This window comes from Cognatishimia sp. SS12, from assembly GCF_028369055.1.
Taxonomy (GTDB): Bacteria; Pseudomonadota; Alphaproteobacteria; order Rhodobacterales; family Rhodobacteraceae; genus Cognatishimia.
Genome location: NZ_JAQNCZ010000001.1, coordinates 494271 through 512581, shown reverse-complemented (window position 1 = coordinate 512581; position 18311 = coordinate 494271). Strand labels below are relative to the sequence as shown.

Here is an 18311-nt window from a genome sequence, read left to right as displayed (position 1 = left end):
AGAGGTCAGCCTCTTGCCGGAAACACGGCGATTGCCTAGCACAGTGATATGCTGTCAATTTTTGATCATGGTGCCCCCGCGCCCTGCCCCGCGCCGTTTAACCTGGCGCAACATGTGCTTGCCAAGGCCGACGTAATGGGCGCAAAACCCGCGCTGATCATCGCCGGTCCCGAGCGTACAGAAACGCTCAGCTACGCGGCGCTGAAGCAGGCCGTTTTGGGCGTGGCGCAGGGGCTGCTGGATCAGGGGCTGACACCGGGCGCACGCCTCATGATGCGCATTGGTAATTCGGTGGATTTCCCGATTGTCTATCTGGCCGCCATCGCCGCTGGCATGGTGGCCGTTCCGACATCCGCGCAGCTGACCGCGGCCGAACTCGCCCCGCTCTATGACCTGATCAAACCGCAGCTGGTAGTGCATGATGGGCAGGCCGCGCTGGGGCAGCCTGACTGCGCCGTGCTGACAACCGATGTGCTGGACGCCTGGAAATCCGGCCCGCAGGCGGCGTTTCATCTGGGGGATCCGAACCGTCTGGCCTATATCGTCTTTACCTCGGGCACCAGCGCGCGGCCCCGTGCGGTGATGCATGGCCATCGGGCCATCTGGGCGCGGCAGATGATGCATACGGGATGGTATGGATTGACCGAGGCCGACCGGCTGCTGCACGCTGGGGCGTTCAATTGGACCTTTACGCTTGGCGCGGGGCTTCTGGATCCCTGGAGCCTGGGGGCTACCAGCCTGATCCCGGCCCCTGGCGTGCAGCTTGAGGCGCTGCCTCTGTTGCTGCACCGCCACAAGGCAACGCTTCTGGCCGCCGCGCCCGGCGTCTACCGCAAAATGTTGAAAGGAGGCCGCCTTCCCGCGCTGCCGCACCTGCGGCATGGGCTCAGCGCCGGTGAAAAACTGCCTGAACCCCTGCGCCGCGACTGGCAGGCCGCCACCGGGACCGCCCTGCACGAGGCCTTTGGCATGTCCGAATGTTCCACCTTCATTTCGGGCAGCCCCAGCGCCCCGGCCCAGACCGGCACGCTTGGCCGCCCGCAGCCCGGCCGCCGCGTCGCCATTGTGGGCGCAGGTGGGCCTGTTGCCCTCGGGACGGCGGGTGAGATTGCTGTGCACCGCGATGATCCTGGTTTGATGCTGGGGTATCTTGATGCGCCAGAGGCGACAGCAGCACGTTTTCGGGGCGACTGGTTTCTGACCGGCGATCTGGGGCGTATCGCCGCTGATGGCAGCATCACCTATCTGGGCCGCGCCGATGACATAATGAATGCTGGCGGCTTTCGCGTCTCCCCCCTTGAGGTCGAAGCCGCACTGATGGGCTTTGACGGGCTGACAGGCGTCGCCGTCACCGATATTGCCGTCAAACCCGGAACAAGCATCATCGCCGCCTTCTACACCGCTGACAGGGACGTGAACGTCGCCGCCCTAGAAGCTTTTGCCAATTCGGTTCTGGCCCGTTACAAGCAGCCTCGACTGTATCGCCGCCTGCCCCAGCTGCCGGTGAATGCAAACGGAAAATTGGCGCGCAAAGCGCTGCAAACCATGTACGAGGCCCAGGATGACAGCAACACCGGTAAAGCTTGATATCATGTCCGACCCGATCTGCCCCTGGTGCTATATCGGCAAAACCCTGCTCGACCGCGCGTTGGCCGAAGAAGGTGTCCACCCCTTTGTCATTGAATGGCATCCGTTTCAGTTGAACCCGGATATGCCCGCCGAAGGCATGGACCGCGCCGACTATCTGGAGCGGAAATTTGGCGGCAAGGAAAACGCGGTCAAAACCTATGGCCAGATCGTTGCCCATGCCGAAGCCAATGACATCCCGCTGGATGTGGCGGCGATCAAACGCACGCCAAATACGCTGGATGCGCACCGTTTGCTGCATTGGGCCAAGATCGACGGCAAACAGAATGCTGTGGTGGATCAGCTGTTTGACGCTTATTTCCAGCAAGGCCGCGATATTGGCGATCATGAGGTTCTGGCTGATATCGCCGACAGCGCAGGCATGGACGCCTCGGTCGTGATGCGGCTGTTAAAGACAGATGAGGATCGCGAAGACATCCAAAAGCGTGATCAGACCGCACGCGAAATGGGGGTAAACTCGGTGCCCACCTTTATCGTTGCGGGGCAGCACGCGGTGCCGGGTTCGCAACCGCCAGAGCTTTGGCGCAAGGTCATCGCCGAACTGCACGCACAACAAGACCAGTAAAATTGCACAAAAGGTCGCGGGGTAAAGGCTTGCATCCGGGCTGACCCGCTGTAGGGTGCGGTCTGTTTTACGCCGCACTCAGCGCAATTTTGCGCCGCGCGGACCCACTCAAAGGACGATCTGATGTCTCGCCTCAGCCGCTCAGCGGAGCTGGAGTTTATTGCGCTGGTTGCAATGCTCTTTGCCACCATTGCCTTTTCCATCGATGCGATGCTGCCGGCACTGACGCAAATGGGCCGCGAGCTGACGCCGGATGCCCCAGAAAAAGCCACGCTGGTTGTGACCATTTTTGTGCTGGGCTTGGGGGTTGGCACCTTTTTTGCGGGGCCACTGTCGGATGCGTTCGGGCGCAAGCCGATCATTCTGGGGGGCTTTGCGATCTATATGCTCGGCGCGCTCTGGGCGGGGTTGGCGACGGATCTGACGGGGATTTTGGCGGGGCGCTTTCTGCAAGGGCTGGCCATGGCCGGGCCGCGCATTGCCGGGCTTGCCATGGTGCGCGATCTTTATTCCGGCGAGCGCATGGCCTCCATCGTGTCCTTTGCGATGACGGTCTTTGCGCTGGTTCCGGCGGTTGCGCCTTTGGTGGGGCAATCGATCCTCAACCTCGCAGGCTGGCGCTGGATTTTCTTTGCCTTCACGCTCTTTGCGGCCCTGATCGGCCTATGGCTGGCGCTGCGACGCACCGAGACGCTGGCGCGGCACAATCGCCGGCGGATTTCGCTGCGCGATATCTTGTCTGCCGTCAGAGAATGCTTTGGCAATCGAGTGTTTCGATATGCGGTTGCAACCCAGACGCTGGGCTATGCCAGCCTGTTTTCCATGATCTCGGTGGTGCAGCCGATTTATGCACAGACCTTTGGCGTCACGGACAGCTTTCCCTATTTCTTTGCCGGGGCGGCCTTGCTGTCGATACCCGCCAGTGTGGTGAACGGGCGGTTGGTGCTGAAATTCGGCATGCGCTTTTTGATCAAAGCGGCGCTTGTGGCGCAGATCGGGCTGAGCCTGATGGCTTTGCTGGCTTGGTCCTATGACGTCATGAGTGTTTGGGTTTTTTTCGCCTGGCTGACCTGCCTGCTTTTCTCGATCGGGTTTATCTTTGGCAATCTGAATGCCCTGGCGCTGGAGCCTTTGGGCCATATCGCGGGGCTAGCCGCCTCTATCAACGGCGCGGCGGCCACGGTGGTGTCGGCCCTGATGGCCATTCCCGTCAGCCTCAGTTTTGACGGCACGCCCCTCGCCCTACTGATCGGGGTGCTGATCTGCGCCGGGCTGGCGCAGATCCTGATGCTGATGCTTGGGCCACGGCAACTGACGCAGCCCGCCTAAACCTTTGCTTTCTGCGCCAGATCACGGGCAATCGCAAAAGCCCCTTTGATCTTGTCTGCGTCGCTGCGCCAATCACGCCGCACGACAATCTTATTGTCTTTGATCTTGGCGAGGTCTTTTTGCGCGGTGAGAAATTCGACCAGCCCCTGCGGCGAGGGAAACTTGTCATTGTGGAACTGAATGGTTGCCCCTTTGGGGCCACCATCCAGTTTGGCAATGCCGGCGCGTTTGCACATGGCTTTGATCCGCACCACCAGCAGCAGCGTGTTCACCTCTTTGGGCAGTTTGCCAAACCGATCAATCAACTCGGCAGCAAAGCCTTCCAGTTCAACTTTGCGCGACAAGCTGCTGAGACGACGGTAAAGTCCCAGTCGCACATCCAGATCAGGCACATAGGTTTCCGGGATCAAGACCGGCACACCCAGGTTGATCTGTGGGGCCCATTGATCATCGGTTTCGGTCAGGCCCTCCATCTCACCAGATTTGATCTTGGCAATGGCCTCTTCCAACATGGATTGGTAAAGCTCATAACCCACATCACGCATCTGTCCGGACTGTTCTTCACCTAACAGATTACCTGCACCTCGAATGTCAAGGTCTTGGGAAGCAAGGGTAAAACCTGCTCCTAATGTATCAAGTGAACCCAGCACACGCAGGCGTTTTTCGGCCGCGGGCGTCAGCGGTTTGCGCGGTTTGGTCGTCAGATAGGCATAGGCGCGTGTCTTGCTGCGCCCGACCCGGCCACGGATCTGATAAAGCTGCGAGAGGCCGAACATATCCGCGCGATGCACCACCATCGTGTTGGCAGTTGGGATATCCAGCCCGCTTTCCACAATCGTTGTGGCCAGCAAGACATCATATTGCCCGTCATAAAAGGCGTTCATGCGATCATCAAGCTCGCCCGCGGCCATCTGCCCGTGGGCCACCACATATGACAGCTCAGGCAATTGTTCTTTTAAGAACTCTTCGATCTCGGGCAGATCTGAAATGCGCGGCACCACGTAAAAACTCTGCCCGCCGCGATAGCGTTCACGCAGCAGCGCCTCACGGATGGTCACGGCGTCAAATTCGCTGACATAGGTGCGGATCGCCAGCCGGTCGACCGGCGGCGTACCGATAATCGACAGATCGCGCACGCCCGACAGGCTCAGCTGCAAGGTGCGCGGAATTGGCGTGGCGGTCAGGGTCAGCACATGCACATCAGAGCGCATCTGCTTCAGCCGTTCTTTGTGGCTCACGCCAAAATGCTGCTCTTCATCCACAATCAAGAGGCCAAGGTTCTGAAATTTCACGCTTTTTGCCAAAAGCGCGTGGGTGCCGATCACAATATCAACCGTGCCGCGCGACAGGCCCTCGCGGGTTTTCTCCGCCTCTTTGGCCGAGATAAAGCGCGACAGGCCACGCACCTCCAGCGGGAAGCCGCGAAAACGTTCGGCAAAGCTTTTGTAATGCTGCCGCGCCAGCAAGGTCGTGGGCGCGATCACCGCCACCTGCACCCCGGTCATGGCCGCCACAAAGGCCGCGCGCATCGCCACTTCGGTTTTGCCAAAGCCGACATCACCGCAGATCAGCCGATCCATCGGCTGCCCGGCGCTGAGGTCAGTCAGCACATCTTCGATCGCGCGCAGCTGGTCATCGGTCTCCTGATAGGGGAACCGCGCCGAAAACGCCTCCCAGGCGTGATGCGGCGCTTCGAGCACAGGGGCTTTGCGCAGCGCACGTTCGGCAGCGACGCGGATCAGCTTGTCTGCGACTTCGCGAATGCGTTCTTTCAGCCGCGCTTTCTTGGCCTGCCAGGCCCCACCACCGAGTTTATCCAGCAGCCCTTCGTCATGGCCGTATTTGGACAGCAGTTCGATATTCTCAACCGGCAGATAGAGTTTTGAACTCTCCGCATATTCAAGCGCCAGACATTCATGCGCCGCGCCGGCGGCGGTGATGACCTCAAGCCCCAGATAGCGGCCAATGCCGTGATCGACATGCACCACCAGATCGCCCAGCGACAGCGCCTGGGTTTCGGTCAGGAAATTTTCGGCTTTGCGTTTCTTGCGTGGCGCGCGGATCAACCGATCGCCCAGCACATCCTGCTCGGAAATCACCGTCATGGCCGGCGCTTCGAACCCGGCTTCGAGCGCCCAGACGGTCAGGTAAAGCCCGCGATTGTCGATTGCGCGGGCATCACTGATCAGAATTGTTTCAGCCAGGCCTTCGTCTTCGATCAGACCACTCAGCCGTTCGCGCGCGCCTTCGGAATAGGACGCGACGATTACCGGACCATCTTGCATCTTTGCTTTAATATGACCCGCAAGTGCGCTGAAAAGGCTTATGTTTTCTTGTAGGCGCTCGGGTGCAAAATTCCGCCCAATGCGCGCCATGCCGTCAGTTGCGCCGGGACCTGATGCTTGCGGCAGGGGTTTAAAGTGCAGAATACGACGATCTTGCAACTGCTTGTCCCAGCTCTCTTCATCTTGATACAAAAGATGAGGAGGCACAGGTTTGTATACTGAATCTAAACGTTTTTTCTGTGACAACGCATGGGTGCGCGTTTCGTATTGATCTACGATCGACTCCCACCGCGCAAGCCGCATGGCATCGACCTGATCATCCTGACTGACCGTGGCCTTGGGCAGATAATCCAGCAGCGTTTCCAACCGCTCATGAAAGAACGGCAGCCAATGTTCCACTCCTTGATGTTTGCGCCCTGCACTCACCGCCTCATACAGCGGATCATCTGTCCCAGCGGAGCCAAACTCCACCCGGTAGTTCTGGCGAAAACGGGCAATGGCGGCATCGTCCAAGATCACCTCAGAGACCGGCGCAAGCTCCACCATGTCGAGTTTCTCGGTGGTGCGCTGACTGACCGGATCAAACCCGCGCACGCCATCCAGCACATCACCAAAAAGATCAAGCCGCACTGGCCCGCTGTCACCGGGCGGGAAGATATCTATAATGCCGCCGCGAATGGCATAATCCCCCGGCTCCATCACCGTCGGGGCCTGCGTAAAGCCCATGCGCACCAGAAAATCGCGCAAATCCTTTTCATCAATCCGGTTGCCCACCCGCGCTTGAAAGGTCGCGCCCTTCAGCGTGTCGCGCGCTGGCACGCGCTGCATGGCGGCATTGAGCGTGGTCAGCAATACGAATTCGCTGGGCATGGTGCCATGCACCAGCCCGGCCAGCGTCGCCATCCGCGCGGCAGATATATCGGCGTTGGGCGACACGCGGTCATAGGGCAAACAATCCCAGCCAGGAAACACCACCACCGGCATATCAGGGCGATAGAACGCCAGCGCCGCCTTAAGCGCCGCAATGCGTTTGTCATCGCGCGCAATATGCACCAATGGGCCACCGGATTTGGCCACCTCATCCAGGATCAGCTTGGCGTCATAACCCTCGGGCGCACCGCCAACGGTGATATGCTGCTGCGACATGCTTGCCCCTTAGTTCAGCGGTGAAATCTGAAAGTTCTGGTACATCCCCCAAAGGGAGGTCAAAAAGATCGCCAACATGCCAATCAGCTGCACATAGACGCGGTGGCGCGCCAGCCGTTTATAAAGCGCTTCGCCGCGCAGCTCATCGGCCTGAATGCCCCGCGCCGCCGCCAGCGACAGCAGCCCCACCAGACTGAGCGGAAAGAGAATGAGAAACACGGCCTGGGCAAATTCAATGCGATAGTAAAACCCCAGCACCGCCATAATGGCGAGCATGAAACACCCAAAAGAGGTCATCCACAGGCCCGAGCTTTGGCCGATATACATCAGGCGCCCGACGTTGATGCGCACCAGATCTTCCAGATCTTCTTCATAGCGCCCCCCTTTGCGGCGCGCGCGCAGCACCAGATCATAGGGCACGCCGATGATCCAATGACTGGCAGATGACCAGATAACCGCAAGCATGATCCAGAACCAAAGGTTCGAGAAACTGCGCAAATCAATGAGTTCCAGAATGGTAGTGTGCCAGTCCACGTGAGCTGTCCTTGTCGTCAATGCCTCCACATAGCGCGGCTTATGGCCAATTCCTACCCTTGTCGCGGCACAATATCCGTGGCAACTCAGTCCAAGAAAAAAATGAGGTCATCATGAAGCCGACTGTTGCCCCCTTTCCCGCCGCACGGCTGCGGCGCACACGTTCAAGCGCGCCGCTGCGCGCCCTGGTGCAAGAACATGCGCTGAGCGTGAATGATCTGATCTGGCCGGTGTTTGTGCGCGATGGGGAAAACGTGGTGGAGCCAGTGGCATCGATGCCGGGCGTCAACCGCCTGTCGGTGGATCAGGTGGTTAAGGCCGCGCAAGAGGCGCGCGATCTGGGCATTCCGGTGATCTGCCTTTTTCCCTACACCGATCCGGCGCTAAAGACCGAAGATTGCGCCGAGGCCTGGAACCCCGACAACCTGTCAAACCGCGCCACCCGCGCCATCAAGGCCGAGGTGCCCGGCATCGCTGTGATGACCGATGTGGCGCTGGACCCTTACAATAGCAACGGCCACGACGGGTTTGTGGAAGATGGCGAGATCGTCAATGACCGCACCGTGGAGGCGCTGGTGAAACAGGCGCTCAGCCAAGCGGCGGCGGGCGCGGATATCATCGGCCCCTCGGACATGATGGACAACCGGATCGCCGCCATTCGCAGCGCACTGGAAGACGGCGGCTATCATAATGTCACCATCATGAGCTACGCGGCGAAATACGCCAGTGCCTTTTACGGCCCATTCCGCGATGCCGTTGGGGCCTCAGGCGCGCTCAAGGGGGACAAAACCACCTATCAGATGACGCCCGCCAACAGCAACGAAGCGCTGCGTCTGGTGCAGCGCGACCTCAGCGAAGGCGCGGATATGGTGATGGTCAAACCGGGGATGCCCTATCTTGATATCTGCCGCCGGGTCAAAGACAGCTTTGGCGTGCCCACCTTTGCCTATCAGGTCAGCGGCGAATACGCGATGATCCAGGCGGCGGCGCAAAACGGCTGGATTGATGGTGACGCAGCAATGATGGAAAGCCTGCTGGCCTTCAAACGTGCCGGGTGTGACGGCATCCTGACCTATTTCGCCCCGGCGGTGGCGCGCAAACTGCGCGGGCTGGAACCCGCCGAAGGGTGATCTGAAAGATGACAGCTTAGCGGAATTCCGCTAAGCTATGCGCAAGACCGGTATCGCCGGCAGAGCAGAAAAATAACAAACCTTGATCGAAACACAGGCTTTCACATGACACAGATGAGCAGACGAACATTTGCCTTTAGCGCATTGGCAGGGGCATCGGTTACCGCCGCATGCGGCAATGGCATTGGCAGCAATGGCGCTGAAACCATTGACGCCCGCGTCAACACCACGCTGCAGCATATGTATGCGACCTACCCCAACACCGTGACCCTCAAAGAAAAATCGGTTGGCATGCTGGTCATGCCGCTGGTCACAGAGGCCGGGCTGGGCATCGGCGGGGCCTATGGGCGCGGCGCGCTGATCGTTGATGACATCACGGTCGATTACTACTCCACCACCAAGGCGAATTTCGGCATTCAGATCGGCGCGCAGCAATACGCCCATGTGCTGTTTTTCATGACGCAGGATGCGCTGCTGAACTTCCGCCGCTCTAGCGGTTGGGCCGCCGGGGCTGATCTGGAATATGTCATTTCCAACGAAGGCGACTCTTTGGCGACGGACACCACCTCGCTGACCTCGCCGGTTCTGGCGATCATCTTTGGCCGCGCAGGTCTGCGGGTTGGGGCAACACTGGAAGGCACGAAATACTCGCGCATCATCCCGTAAAACATAGAAATAAAACGAAAAACGCCGCCTCTTAAGGCGGCGTTTTAACATTAAGGCAGGCGGTTAAGATTTATCACGCAACCGCTTGATAAGACTGGATGTATCCCAGCGGTTGCCGCCCATTTTCTGCACATCCTTGTAGAACTGATCGACCAGCGCCGTGACAGGCAGGCTTGCGCCAATTTCATCAGCCGTCGACAGGCAAATCCCCAGATCCTTGCGCATCCAATCCACCGCAAACCCGTGATCAAAATGATCATCCAGCATGGTTTCATGCCGGTTCTGCATCTGCCAGCTGCCTGCGGCACCCTGGCTGATAACCTCAACCACCGCGCGGCCATCCAGCCCGGCGCTTTCGGCAAAATGCAACGCTTCGGACAGGCCTTGCACCAGCCCGGCGATGGCGATCTGGTTGCACATCTTGGTCATCTGGCCCGCGCCGGACTCGCCGATCCGGCGACAGATCCGCGCATAGGCCTGAATAATCGGCTCCGCCGCCGCATAGGCCGCCGCGTCCCCGCCGCACATCACCGACAAGACGCCGTTTTCTGCGCCGGCCTGCCCGCCGGAAATCGGCGCATCAACGAAACTCAGCCCCGCGGCTTTGGCGGTGTCATAAAGCTCGGCCGTGACCTTGGCGGAGACAGTGGTGTGATCAACGAAACATGCGCCAGGCGACATGCCATGAAACGCGCCCTCCGGCCCGGTGCAGACCGACCGCAGATCATCGTCATTGCCAACGCAGGCCATGACAAAGTCTGCCCCTTTGGCCGCCGCTTTTGGGGTGGCTGCCATCGCGCCGCCGTGCTGGGCGACCCAGGCTTCGGCCTTGGCGGCGGTGCGATTATAGACTGTCACCTCATGGCCCGCGGCCTGCAAATGACCCGCCATCGGATATCCCATCACCCCAAGGCCGAGAAACGCAATTTTCGCCATCTGCTTTCACCTTTTTCTGTTTCGCAGTAATCTCCCCTCGGGCATATCACCTCTGCGCAAGGTATTCATAGGCACTTCATGGCAACTCTTTTCAAATGGCTACTTCGCATCGCAGGCAGCCTCGTCATTCTCAGCGCTATCATATTGGGATTGGTATATTTTTTCGCCTCCCGATCGCTTCCGGACTATAACAAGGACCTACAGACAGGCTATGTCAGCGCCCCGGTCGAGATCGTGCGCAACAATGCCAATGTGCCGCATATTTTCGGCGCGCAGGATTCGGATGTGTTCTTTGCTCTGGGCTATGCCCATGCCCAGGATCGCCTGTGGCAGATGATGACGATGCGCCGCACCGCGCAGGGGCGGCTGTCCGAAATCTTTGGCAGCCGCACCGTACGGATCGACAGCCTGATCCGGCGATTGGATATCTATCCGCTGGCGGTGAAATCCGTCGACAGTCTCAGCCCGCGCAGCAAAACCTTGATGACGGCCTATGCCAATGGCGTGAATGCCCGCATCAACGAGGTCAACCGCGCCGCCCTGGGCCGCGGGGCACCCGAGATGTTTTTGTTCACGGCCCCCATCGCCCCCTGGCAGGTGGCCGATTCTGTCGCCATCCAAAAGGTCATGGCGCTGCAGCTGACCGACCACCTGCAGGATGAGGTGCTGCGCGCGCGCGTGTCTCTGGTGATCCCGGACGAGGCGCGGCTGGCGGATGTCATGCCCGACGCCCCCGGTGCCGGCGTCGCCACCTTGCCCGAATATGCGGCCATCATGCCGCCAGTGCCGCAATTTGAACGCACCGCCAGCCTCGCGCCGCATCCGTTGTCCCCCTTTAAGCGGCGCGGCATGGCGGGTGCCTCCAACGCCTGGGCCGCTGCGCCCGGTCGCTCCGCCTCCAGCGGCACCCTGCTGGCCAATGATCCCCATCTTGAACTTTCGGCCCCATCCATCTGGTATCTGGCGCGCTTGCAGCTGCAAAGCGGCGGCGTTATCGGCGGCACCATTCCCGGCATACCCGCCGTTCTCAGCGGGCGCAGCGATGCGCTCGGCTGGGGTCTGACCGCGGCCCATGTCGACGATCAGGATGTGCTGATCGAAGAGCTGAACCCGAATAATCCCAATCAGTACAAGACGCCGGACGGCTACAAAGACTTTCTGACACGCAAGTCGATCATCCAGATCAAGGATGAGGCCCCCATCACCCTGACCTTGCGCTGGAGTGACAATGGCCCGGTGCTGCCCGGCGATCAGTTTGATCTGAAAACCATCACGCCCAAGGGCCATGTCGCCGCTGTCAGCTGGACCGCGCTGAGCCCGCAAGATACCTCAATGAACGCGGCCATTGATCTGATGTACGCCCGGACCGTGCGCGAGGCGATTGCCAGCGCCGAAGCATATCTGTCCCCGGCGACCAACCTGACGCTGGTGGACCGACAGGCCATTGCCCTGAAAACCGTCGGGGCCCTGCCGCGCCGCGCCGCAGGCCACCAAAGCCAGGGCCGCATGCCAAGCCTTGGCTGGCGCAAAGAAAACCGCTGGCAGGGGCGTCTGCCCTATTCCAGCAACCCGCAGTTTATCTCGCCCGTCGGGGGCATTTTGGGCAACACCAACAACAAGGTGATCGACCGCCCCTACCCGCTGCATCTGTCGTTTTCATGGGGCGACAGCCAGCGGGTGCAACGCTGGCAGCGCCTGATGCAAAGCCGCGAAGTGCACACGCGCGACAGTTTTATTGAAGCGCAGCTTGATACCGTCAGCTTTACAGCGCGCAGTCTGTTGCCGCTTGTGGGTGCTGATCTGTGGTTCACCGGGGAAACCGCCCCAGAAGGCACGCAAGAGCGCCAGCGCCAGCGTGCGCTGACGCTGTTGGCGGAATGGAATGGCGAGATGAACGAACATCTGCCAGAACCGCTGATTTATTCAGCCTGGATGCGCGCCCTGCAGAAACGGCTGATTCAGGACGAATTGGGCCCGCTGACCGCCGAATTCACCCATCTTGAACCGCTGTTCATCGAACGAGTGTTCCGCGACGTGGATGGCGCAGCGATCTGGTGTGATGTGGTGCAAAGCGCGCCGACAGAAACTTGCAGCGACATGGCGCGGCTGGCGCTGGATGATGCGCTGATCTGGATCGACGAGAAATATGGCGCTGCGCTGGAATCTCTGCGCTGGGGCGATGCACACCAAGCGGCGCATGATCATCAGGTGCTAGGCGATGTACCGCTGCTCAAGCATTTTGTGAACATCCGCCAATCCACCAGCGGCGGGGACAACACGTTGCAGCGCGGCAAATCCATCGGCACTGGCCCGGATCCTTTCCGCAACGTCCATGCGGCGGGCTATCGCGGCGTCTATGATTTTGCCGATCCGGACAGCTCAGTCTTTATTATTTCAACTGGGCAATCGGGCCATTTCCTCAGCCGACATTATGACGACATGGCGCAGCTGTGGCGACGCGGCGAATATGTGCCGATGTCGCTCGACGAAGAGCTCGCCCGCGCCGCCGCCGTCGGCATCACCCGCCTGCTGCCCTAGCCGCGCGCACTTAGCCAAAGCGTTTGGCCCCGGCGACGCAGGCCACCAAAAAAATCATCGCGCCCACCATCACGGGCGCGACCGCCTCGCCCAGCAAAAGCGCAGCCAAGCCCATGCCCATGAAGGGTTGCAGCAATTGTAATTGCCCGACGCCGGCGGTGCCGCCAAGGGCAAGGCCGCGATACCAAAAGACAAATCCGATCAGCATTGAAAACAGCGAGACATAGCCAAGGCTCAGCCAAACAGGCGCGCTCAGCCCCTGCAGTGTGCCGGGCCAAAACACCACGGTCGCCGCCAGCATCAGCGGCGCGGACAGCAGCAAAGCCCAGGAAATCACCTGCCAGCCGCCAAGGCGGCGCGACAGCTGCGCGCCTTCGGCATAGCCAAGCCCGCAGAGCGTGATCGCCAACAGCATCAGCCCATCGCCGCGCCAAGTGCCTGCGCCACCTTGCAGCCAGGCAAAACAGACCACCGCCGCGCTGCCCAAAATGGAAAACACCCAAAACGCCCGGCGCGGTCGCTCACCGCCGCGCAGCACGCCAAACAGCGCGGTCGCCAACGGCAGCAGGCCTATGAACACGGTCGAGCGGGCCGCGGTGATATGTTCCAGCGCCAAGGCGGTGAGCAGCGGAAAGCCAACCACCACCCCCAGCGCAACGATGATCAGCGCAAGACAATCGCCCCGGTGCGGCCGCTTTTGCCGAAAGATCACCAAGAGCGCGCAGGCCAGCACCGCGGCGATAAGCGCGCGCAGCGATGTCAAAAAGAGTGGATCAAGCTGCGTCACCGCCACCCGCGTGGCCGGTAAAGAGCCGCTAAAAATCATGACGCCCATCAGGCCACTGCCCCAGCCGGTAAATGAAACTTGCATAGATGCTCCTGCATTTTTGTCTTTCCTAAGCAGGGGCGCAGCGGTTAGACAGAGACAGAGCCATACAATTTTACAAAACTGTACCAGTTTTCGCACCCCTACAGTGAGCCCATGCCAAACCCAACCCGCCGCGATGCCGTGATCGCCGACATCCAGCGCCGCATCGCAACCCGTATGTTGATGGCCGGTGACAAGCTGCCCTCAATCCGCGCCGCCGCGCAGAAATTTGATCTGTCTCCGACAACTGTGGCGGACGCCTATGATCGCCTTGTTGCGGACGGCAGTATTACGGCGCGGCGGGGCGCTGGCTTTTTTGTCGCCGACAAACCGCAGGCGTTTTCGGTATCAGAAACCGGCCCGCAATTGGCACGCGAGGTTGATCCGCTGTGGGTGGCGCGGCAATCCATCGACAGTGATCCCGCGCTGGAAAAGCCCGGCTGCGGTTGGCTGCCCTCTGGCTGGATGCCCCTGACATCGCTGCGCAAATCCCTGCGCGCCGTCACTGCGGCCCCCGAGGCGTTGCTCACAGATTATGCGCCCGCGCGCGGTCATGCGGGTCTGCGCCGTCTGGTGTCCAGCCGCCTTCTGGATCAAGGGCTGAGCGCGCCGCCAAACCAGAATATCCTGCTCACCGGATCTGGCTCGCAAGCGCTGGATTTGATCTGCCGATTGATCCTGCGGCCCGGCGATACTGTGGTGCTGGATGATCCGTGTTATTTCAACTTTCAGGCCTTGATGCGCGCGCATCAAATCCGCTTTGTCAGCGTGGCTTATACGCGCGACGGCCCCGATTTGGCGGCGTTTGAACAGGTGTTGCGCACGCATCGCCCCCGGCTTTACCTGACCAACTCCGCGCTGCACAATCCAACCGGGGCCACGATCACCGCCCCCGTCGCCCATCGCGTGCTCAGCCTTGCGGCGGCGCATGATGTGCTGATTGTCGAAGATGATATCTTTAGCGAATTTGAACCGGATATGTCACCGCGCCTTGCCACTCTGGATGGGCTGGACCGGGTGCTGCGGGTTGGCAGTTTTACCAAGACGCTCTCTGCCTCGCTGCGCTGCGGGTATATCGCGGCGCGGGCGGATTGGGTTGAGGCGCTGATTGATCTGCAAGTCGCCAGCCAATTCAGTGGCCCCAGCCCGATGATCGCTGAGGTGCTGCACCGGGCGCTGACCGATGGCAGCTATCGCAAACATATGCAGGCCTTGCAGCACCGCCTCAGCCAAGGCCGCCGCGCGGCCATGCAAAACCTCGAAAGCCTGGGCCTCCACATCTGGGTCAAACCACGCGGCGGGTTTTATCTGTGGTGCCAATTGCCCAAAGGGATCGACGCCGCAAAGCTGGCGCGTCTGGCGTTAGAGCAAAATCTGGTGCTGGCACCGGGCAATGTTTTTAGCCCCAGCCAATCCAAGCCCCATCACATGCGGTTTAACGTCAGCCAGATGGCTGACGCTTCGCTTTACGACAGGCTGCAAGATTTAATGAAAAAGGTATCGTAACAGCCTGATGTTACAGGCGTTTATACTGCGCGGCCTGTTTGGCCGTCCAGTTGACGGTGACGTCAAACCCCGTGTCGGTCTGGACCTCCTCTGCCACCAATCCTTCGGCAAAGAGCCAAGCGCGCTGTTTGCCTTCGGCGAAACTCAGCGACAGAACCTCTGTTGTAATCTCGCCCTGCAACTGCGCGGTGACGGCGCTGAGTAGCGCATCGATGCCTGCGCCGGTGATGGCGGAAATGGCAAAGATATCCTCGCTGCGGGCGGCAATCGCTTCTTTGGCGGCAGCCTCATCGCCTTCAAGCAAATCGATCTTATTCCAGACTTCAAGCTGCGGGATATCTTCGTTGACGCCCAAGGACGACAAGATGTCCTGCACGTCTTCGGCCTGAATGTCGCTTTCGGAATGCGAAATATCGCGCACATGCAGGATGATGTCGGCGGCCAGCACCTCTTCGAGCGTGGCGCGGAAGGACGCGACCAACTCGGTCGGCAGATCGGAAATGAAGCCCACGGTATCAGACAGGATGACCTCTGGCCCATCCGGCAGCTCAAGGCGGCGCATGGTGGGATCCAGCGTGGCAAATAGCATGTCTTTGGCCAGCACATCCGCGCCGGTCACGCGGTTAAAGAGCGTGGATTTTCCGGCGTTGGTATAGCCCACAAGCGCCACAATCGGATAAGGCACTTTGGCGCGGGCACCGCGATGCAATTCGCGGGTTTTCACCACTTTGGACAATTGGCGACGCAGGCGCACCAATTGATCATCAATCGCGCGGCGGTCCGCCTCGATCTGGGTTTCGCCGGGGCCGCCAACAAACCCAAGCCCGCCACGCTGCCGTTCAAGGTGAGTCCAGGCCCGCACAAGACGGGTGCGTTGATAGGACAGCGCCGCCATTTCGACCTGCAGCACCCCTTCGCGCGTGCGCGCGCGGTCGCTAAAAATTTCAAGGATCAGACCGGTGCGGTCCAGCAGCTTCACACCCCATTCTTTTTCAAGATTGCGCTGCTGTACCGGCGTGACCGCGCCGTCGATCAAGACAAGCTCGATCTCTTCGGCTTTGAATTTGGCTTTCAGCTCGTCGATCTTGCCCGAGCCAAACAGCTTGCCGGGCTGCAATTTCTGCAGCTTGACGATGTCTGCGCCGATCACATCCAGATTGGGCAAAGCGGCCGCAAGCGAAATGGCCTCTTCCAGAGCGAAAGAGGCCTCACGACGCGGGTCAGCGGCTTTTAGTTCCGGACGCAGCACCCAAGCGCGGGTGACATGCGTTTCATGTTCCATCAAGAGGGTTCTTCACCTTCATACAGGCTGATCGGCTGGGCCGGCATAATGGTGGAAATCGCGTGTTTATACACCAGCTGGCTTTGACCATCGCGGCGCAGAAGCACGCAGAAATTGTCAAACCACGTAATCACACCCTGCAGCTTGACACCGTTGATCAGAAAAATTGTCACCGGAACTTTGGTTTTCCGAACGTGATTAAGAAATGCGTCCTGAAGATTTTGTCGATCCGAAGCCATAGCTTGTTCGCCTTTGTTTTTGTTGTTGCCACGGGTGCGTGAATATCCGGGGGTAAGTATGGAATGCCCGAAGAGGATATTCCACCCCTAAATGCAAATTTCCAAGCGTAAATTTGGGATTATTGATCAGTCGCGCCAAAGGTTTGGCGACAAGAGCGCAATGATCACCAAGGTTTCCAATCGTCCCAGAACCATGGCTGCACACAGCACCGCCTTGACCGCCAGGCCTGCGCCCAGCAACTCAATACTGTCAGACGCGGCGCTTTGTACCAGCGGGCCGGTGGTCGAGAGCGTGGCAATGGCCAGAACCAGCGCGTCTTCAAAGTCGATCTGCAGGGCCGTCAGCAGCAGCGTGACAGCCGCCAAGGTCAGCGCGAACAGCATGAAAAACACCCAAGCAATCAAGGCTCCCTGCCGCCGAATGCGCCGGTTGCGCACGCCAGAGCGACTGACAGAACTGGGGTGCACCATCAATTCAATCTCGCGCAATCCTTGCAAATAGAGCGCAAAGACCCGGATCAACTTGACCCCACCCGCCGTGGTCGCCACGCCGCCGCCGATCATCGAAAGGCCAAGCAGCAAGAGACCGGGCGTCCCAAGACCCGACCAGTTCTGCGCGGTGTCCCATTCGGCGCTTTCAAAGCCGGTGGTGGTCAGAAAAGACAGCACGGTGAACACCGTCCCCCAAAGCGCGCGCAGAGCGGCGACAAAGTTTTCTTCCTCATCAACGTCAATGGCCCCCACCCAGTGGCGGAGGAACAAAAATAGCGAGACGCTGGCGATCAGGAACGCTGCGAAACGAAATTCGGGATCATCCAGCAACCCTTCGCGGCGCGTGGCCCCCAGATCGGTGGAAAAGGTCTGCCGCGACAGGGCAAAGAACAGAAAGAGAAAAATCAGAACCTCGCCGCCCAGCCCGATCCCGGCGTTCTGCACGCCGCCGACAGCCGAAATCCCGCTGGTAGAGAGAACCGACATGGCGTGTACCAACGCGACAATCGACGTTTCCCCCAAGATCATCTGCAACACCCACAGCACCACGGTCAGACCGGCATAGATCGGCACCAGATGCAGGCTGGTGCGTTGCCAGCGCCGCGCCGCGTCAAGCCGCCCAAGCCGACCGCCCTGCTCATTGAACTGGCCAAAATCCGCGCGAGCCGAAACCTCAAATCCACCCAGGTTCAGCGGCGAGAGCACCGCCGCCGCCGCAACCCACATCATCATGCCGCCCATCCAGGCCACCTGTGCGCGCCAGAGGTGCAAGACCGGCGACAGCCGCGATGGATCGTCAAACAGCACCAGCCCGGTGGTGGTGAAGGCGCTGACCATTTCAAGATAAGCGTTCAGGAAACTTGTGGTGCGCAGCCCCTCGTAAAACGGCACTGCCAAGGCCAGCGGCAACAGGGTGAATGCCGCCAGCAGGGCCAAGAGATATCGCTGCAGGCGGACAGACTTACGTTCAGTGCCTTGCGCCGTGGCGACGGCGACCAAAACCACGCTCAGCAGGGTCAGAATGCCGCTATAGAAAAAGCTGCGCGCGATGTGGAATTGTTCCAGCGTCAGCGCATAGACGGACGGAATAAGCATCGAAGCGCCCGCGATGCCCAGAAGCTGCAGAAACAGCGGCATATTTCTGAGCG

At 60.0% G+C, this 18311-nt stretch carries 14 protein-coding genes; 7 read left to right on the top strand and 7 right to left on the bottom strand.

The features are described 5' to 3' along the window. The first annotated feature begins 48 nt into the window (after positions 1-48). From N6L24_RS02450 to N6L24_RS02440, 3 genes are all read left to right on the top strand, one after another. Positions 49-1587 (top strand): class I adenylate-forming enzyme family protein, encoded by a 1539-nt coding sequence (locus N6L24_RS02450; RefSeq protein ID WP_271843054.1) that lies wholly within the window; start codon positions 49-51, stop codon positions 1585-1587. Continuing rightward, on the top strand, positions 1562-2212 hold the full coding sequence (locus N6L24_RS02445) for a DsbA family oxidoreductase (RefSeq protein ID WP_271843053.1): 651 nt from the start codon (positions 1562-1564) through the stop codon (positions 2210-2212). The genes N6L24_RS02450 and N6L24_RS02445 overlap by 26 nt, the downstream gene beginning before the upstream one ends. Positions 2213-2335: 123 nt before the next feature. Then, entirely contained in the window at positions 2336-3541 is a 1206-nt protein-coding gene (locus N6L24_RS02440) for a multidrug effflux MFS transporter (RefSeq protein ID WP_271843052.1), read from the top strand. On the opposite strand, the gene mfd is transcribed toward N6L24_RS02440, so the two are convergent. Then, positions 3538-6972, bottom strand: coding sequence for a transcription-repair coupling factor (gene mfd, locus N6L24_RS02435; RefSeq protein WP_271843051.1), 3435 nt, complete (start codon positions 6970-6972; stop codon positions 3538-3540). The two genes, N6L24_RS02440 and mfd, sit on opposite strands and share 4 nt — an antisense overlap. Before the next feature lie 9 nt (positions 6973-6981). Then, entirely contained in the window at positions 6982-7506 is a 525-nt protein-coding gene (locus tag N6L24_RS02430; protein ID WP_271843050.1) for a component of SufBCD complex, read from the bottom strand. A 113-nt stretch (positions 7507-7619) separates the two neighbouring features. On the opposite strand from N6L24_RS02430, the gene hemB reads away from it, so the two are divergent. Both hemB and N6L24_RS02420 read left to right on the top strand, forming a co-directional pair. Beyond that, positions 7620-8636 carry a porphobilinogen synthase gene (gene hemB, locus N6L24_RS02425; protein WP_271843049.1) on the top strand — a complete coding sequence of 339 codons (1017 nt, stop codon included), beginning with the start codon at positions 7620-7622 and terminating at the stop codon, positions 8634-8636. A gap of 105 nt (positions 8637-8741) precedes the next feature. Beyond that, a complete protein-coding gene (locus N6L24_RS02420; protein WP_271843048.1) occupies positions 8742-9302 on the top strand; it encodes a YSC84-related protein in 561 nt (186 codons plus the stop codon). A gap of 63 nt (positions 9303-9365) precedes the next feature. Here the strand turns inward: N6L24_RS02420 and N6L24_RS02415 are convergent, their stop codons facing one another. After that, complete coding sequence (locus tag N6L24_RS02415; RefSeq protein ID WP_271843047.1) at positions 9366-10238, bottom strand: NAD(P)-dependent oxidoreductase; 873 nt, start codon at positions 10236-10238, stop codon at positions 9366-9368. A 78-nt stretch (positions 10239-10316) separates the two neighbouring features. Here N6L24_RS02415 and N6L24_RS02410 point away from each other — a divergent pair, with 78 nt between their 5' ends. Then, positions 10317-12776: a penicillin acylase family protein gene (locus N6L24_RS02410; protein ID WP_271843046.1), complete on the top strand. Its 2460-nt coding sequence runs from the start codon at positions 10317-10319 to the stop codon at positions 12774-12776. 10 nt (positions 12777-12786) lie between these two features. On the opposite strand, the gene N6L24_RS02405 is transcribed toward N6L24_RS02410, so the two are convergent. Next, positions 12787-13647: a DMT family transporter gene (locus N6L24_RS02405; RefSeq protein WP_271843045.1), complete on the bottom strand. Its 861-nt coding sequence runs from the start codon at positions 13645-13647 to the stop codon at positions 12787-12789. A gap of 111 nt (positions 13648-13758) precedes the next feature. Between N6L24_RS02405 and N6L24_RS02400 the strand changes: the two genes are divergently transcribed. After that, positions 13759-15150, top strand: coding sequence for an aminotransferase-like domain-containing protein (locus N6L24_RS02400; RefSeq protein ID WP_271843044.1), 1392 nt, complete (start codon positions 13759-13761; stop codon positions 15148-15150). A gap of 10 nt (positions 15151-15160) precedes the next feature. Here N6L24_RS02400 and hflX read toward each other — a convergent pair whose 3' ends face one another. From hflX to N6L24_RS02385, 3 genes are all read right to left on the bottom strand, one after another. Then, complete coding sequence (gene hflX, locus N6L24_RS02395; RefSeq protein WP_271843043.1) at positions 15161-16432, bottom strand: GTPase HflX; 1272 nt, start codon at positions 16430-16432, stop codon at positions 15161-15163. Further along, a complete protein-coding gene (gene hfq, locus N6L24_RS02390; RefSeq protein ID WP_271843042.1) occupies positions 16432-16671 on the bottom strand; it encodes an RNA chaperone Hfq in 240 nt (79 codons plus the stop codon). Before hfq ends, hflX begins: the two co-directional genes overlap by 1 nt. A 126-nt stretch (positions 16672-16797) precedes the next feature. Further along, positions 16798-18300 (bottom strand): potassium transporter TrkG, encoded by a 1503-nt coding sequence (locus N6L24_RS02385; protein WP_271843041.1) that lies wholly within the window; start codon positions 18298-18300, stop codon positions 16798-16800. Between the last annotated feature and the right edge of the window lie 11 nt (positions 18301-18311).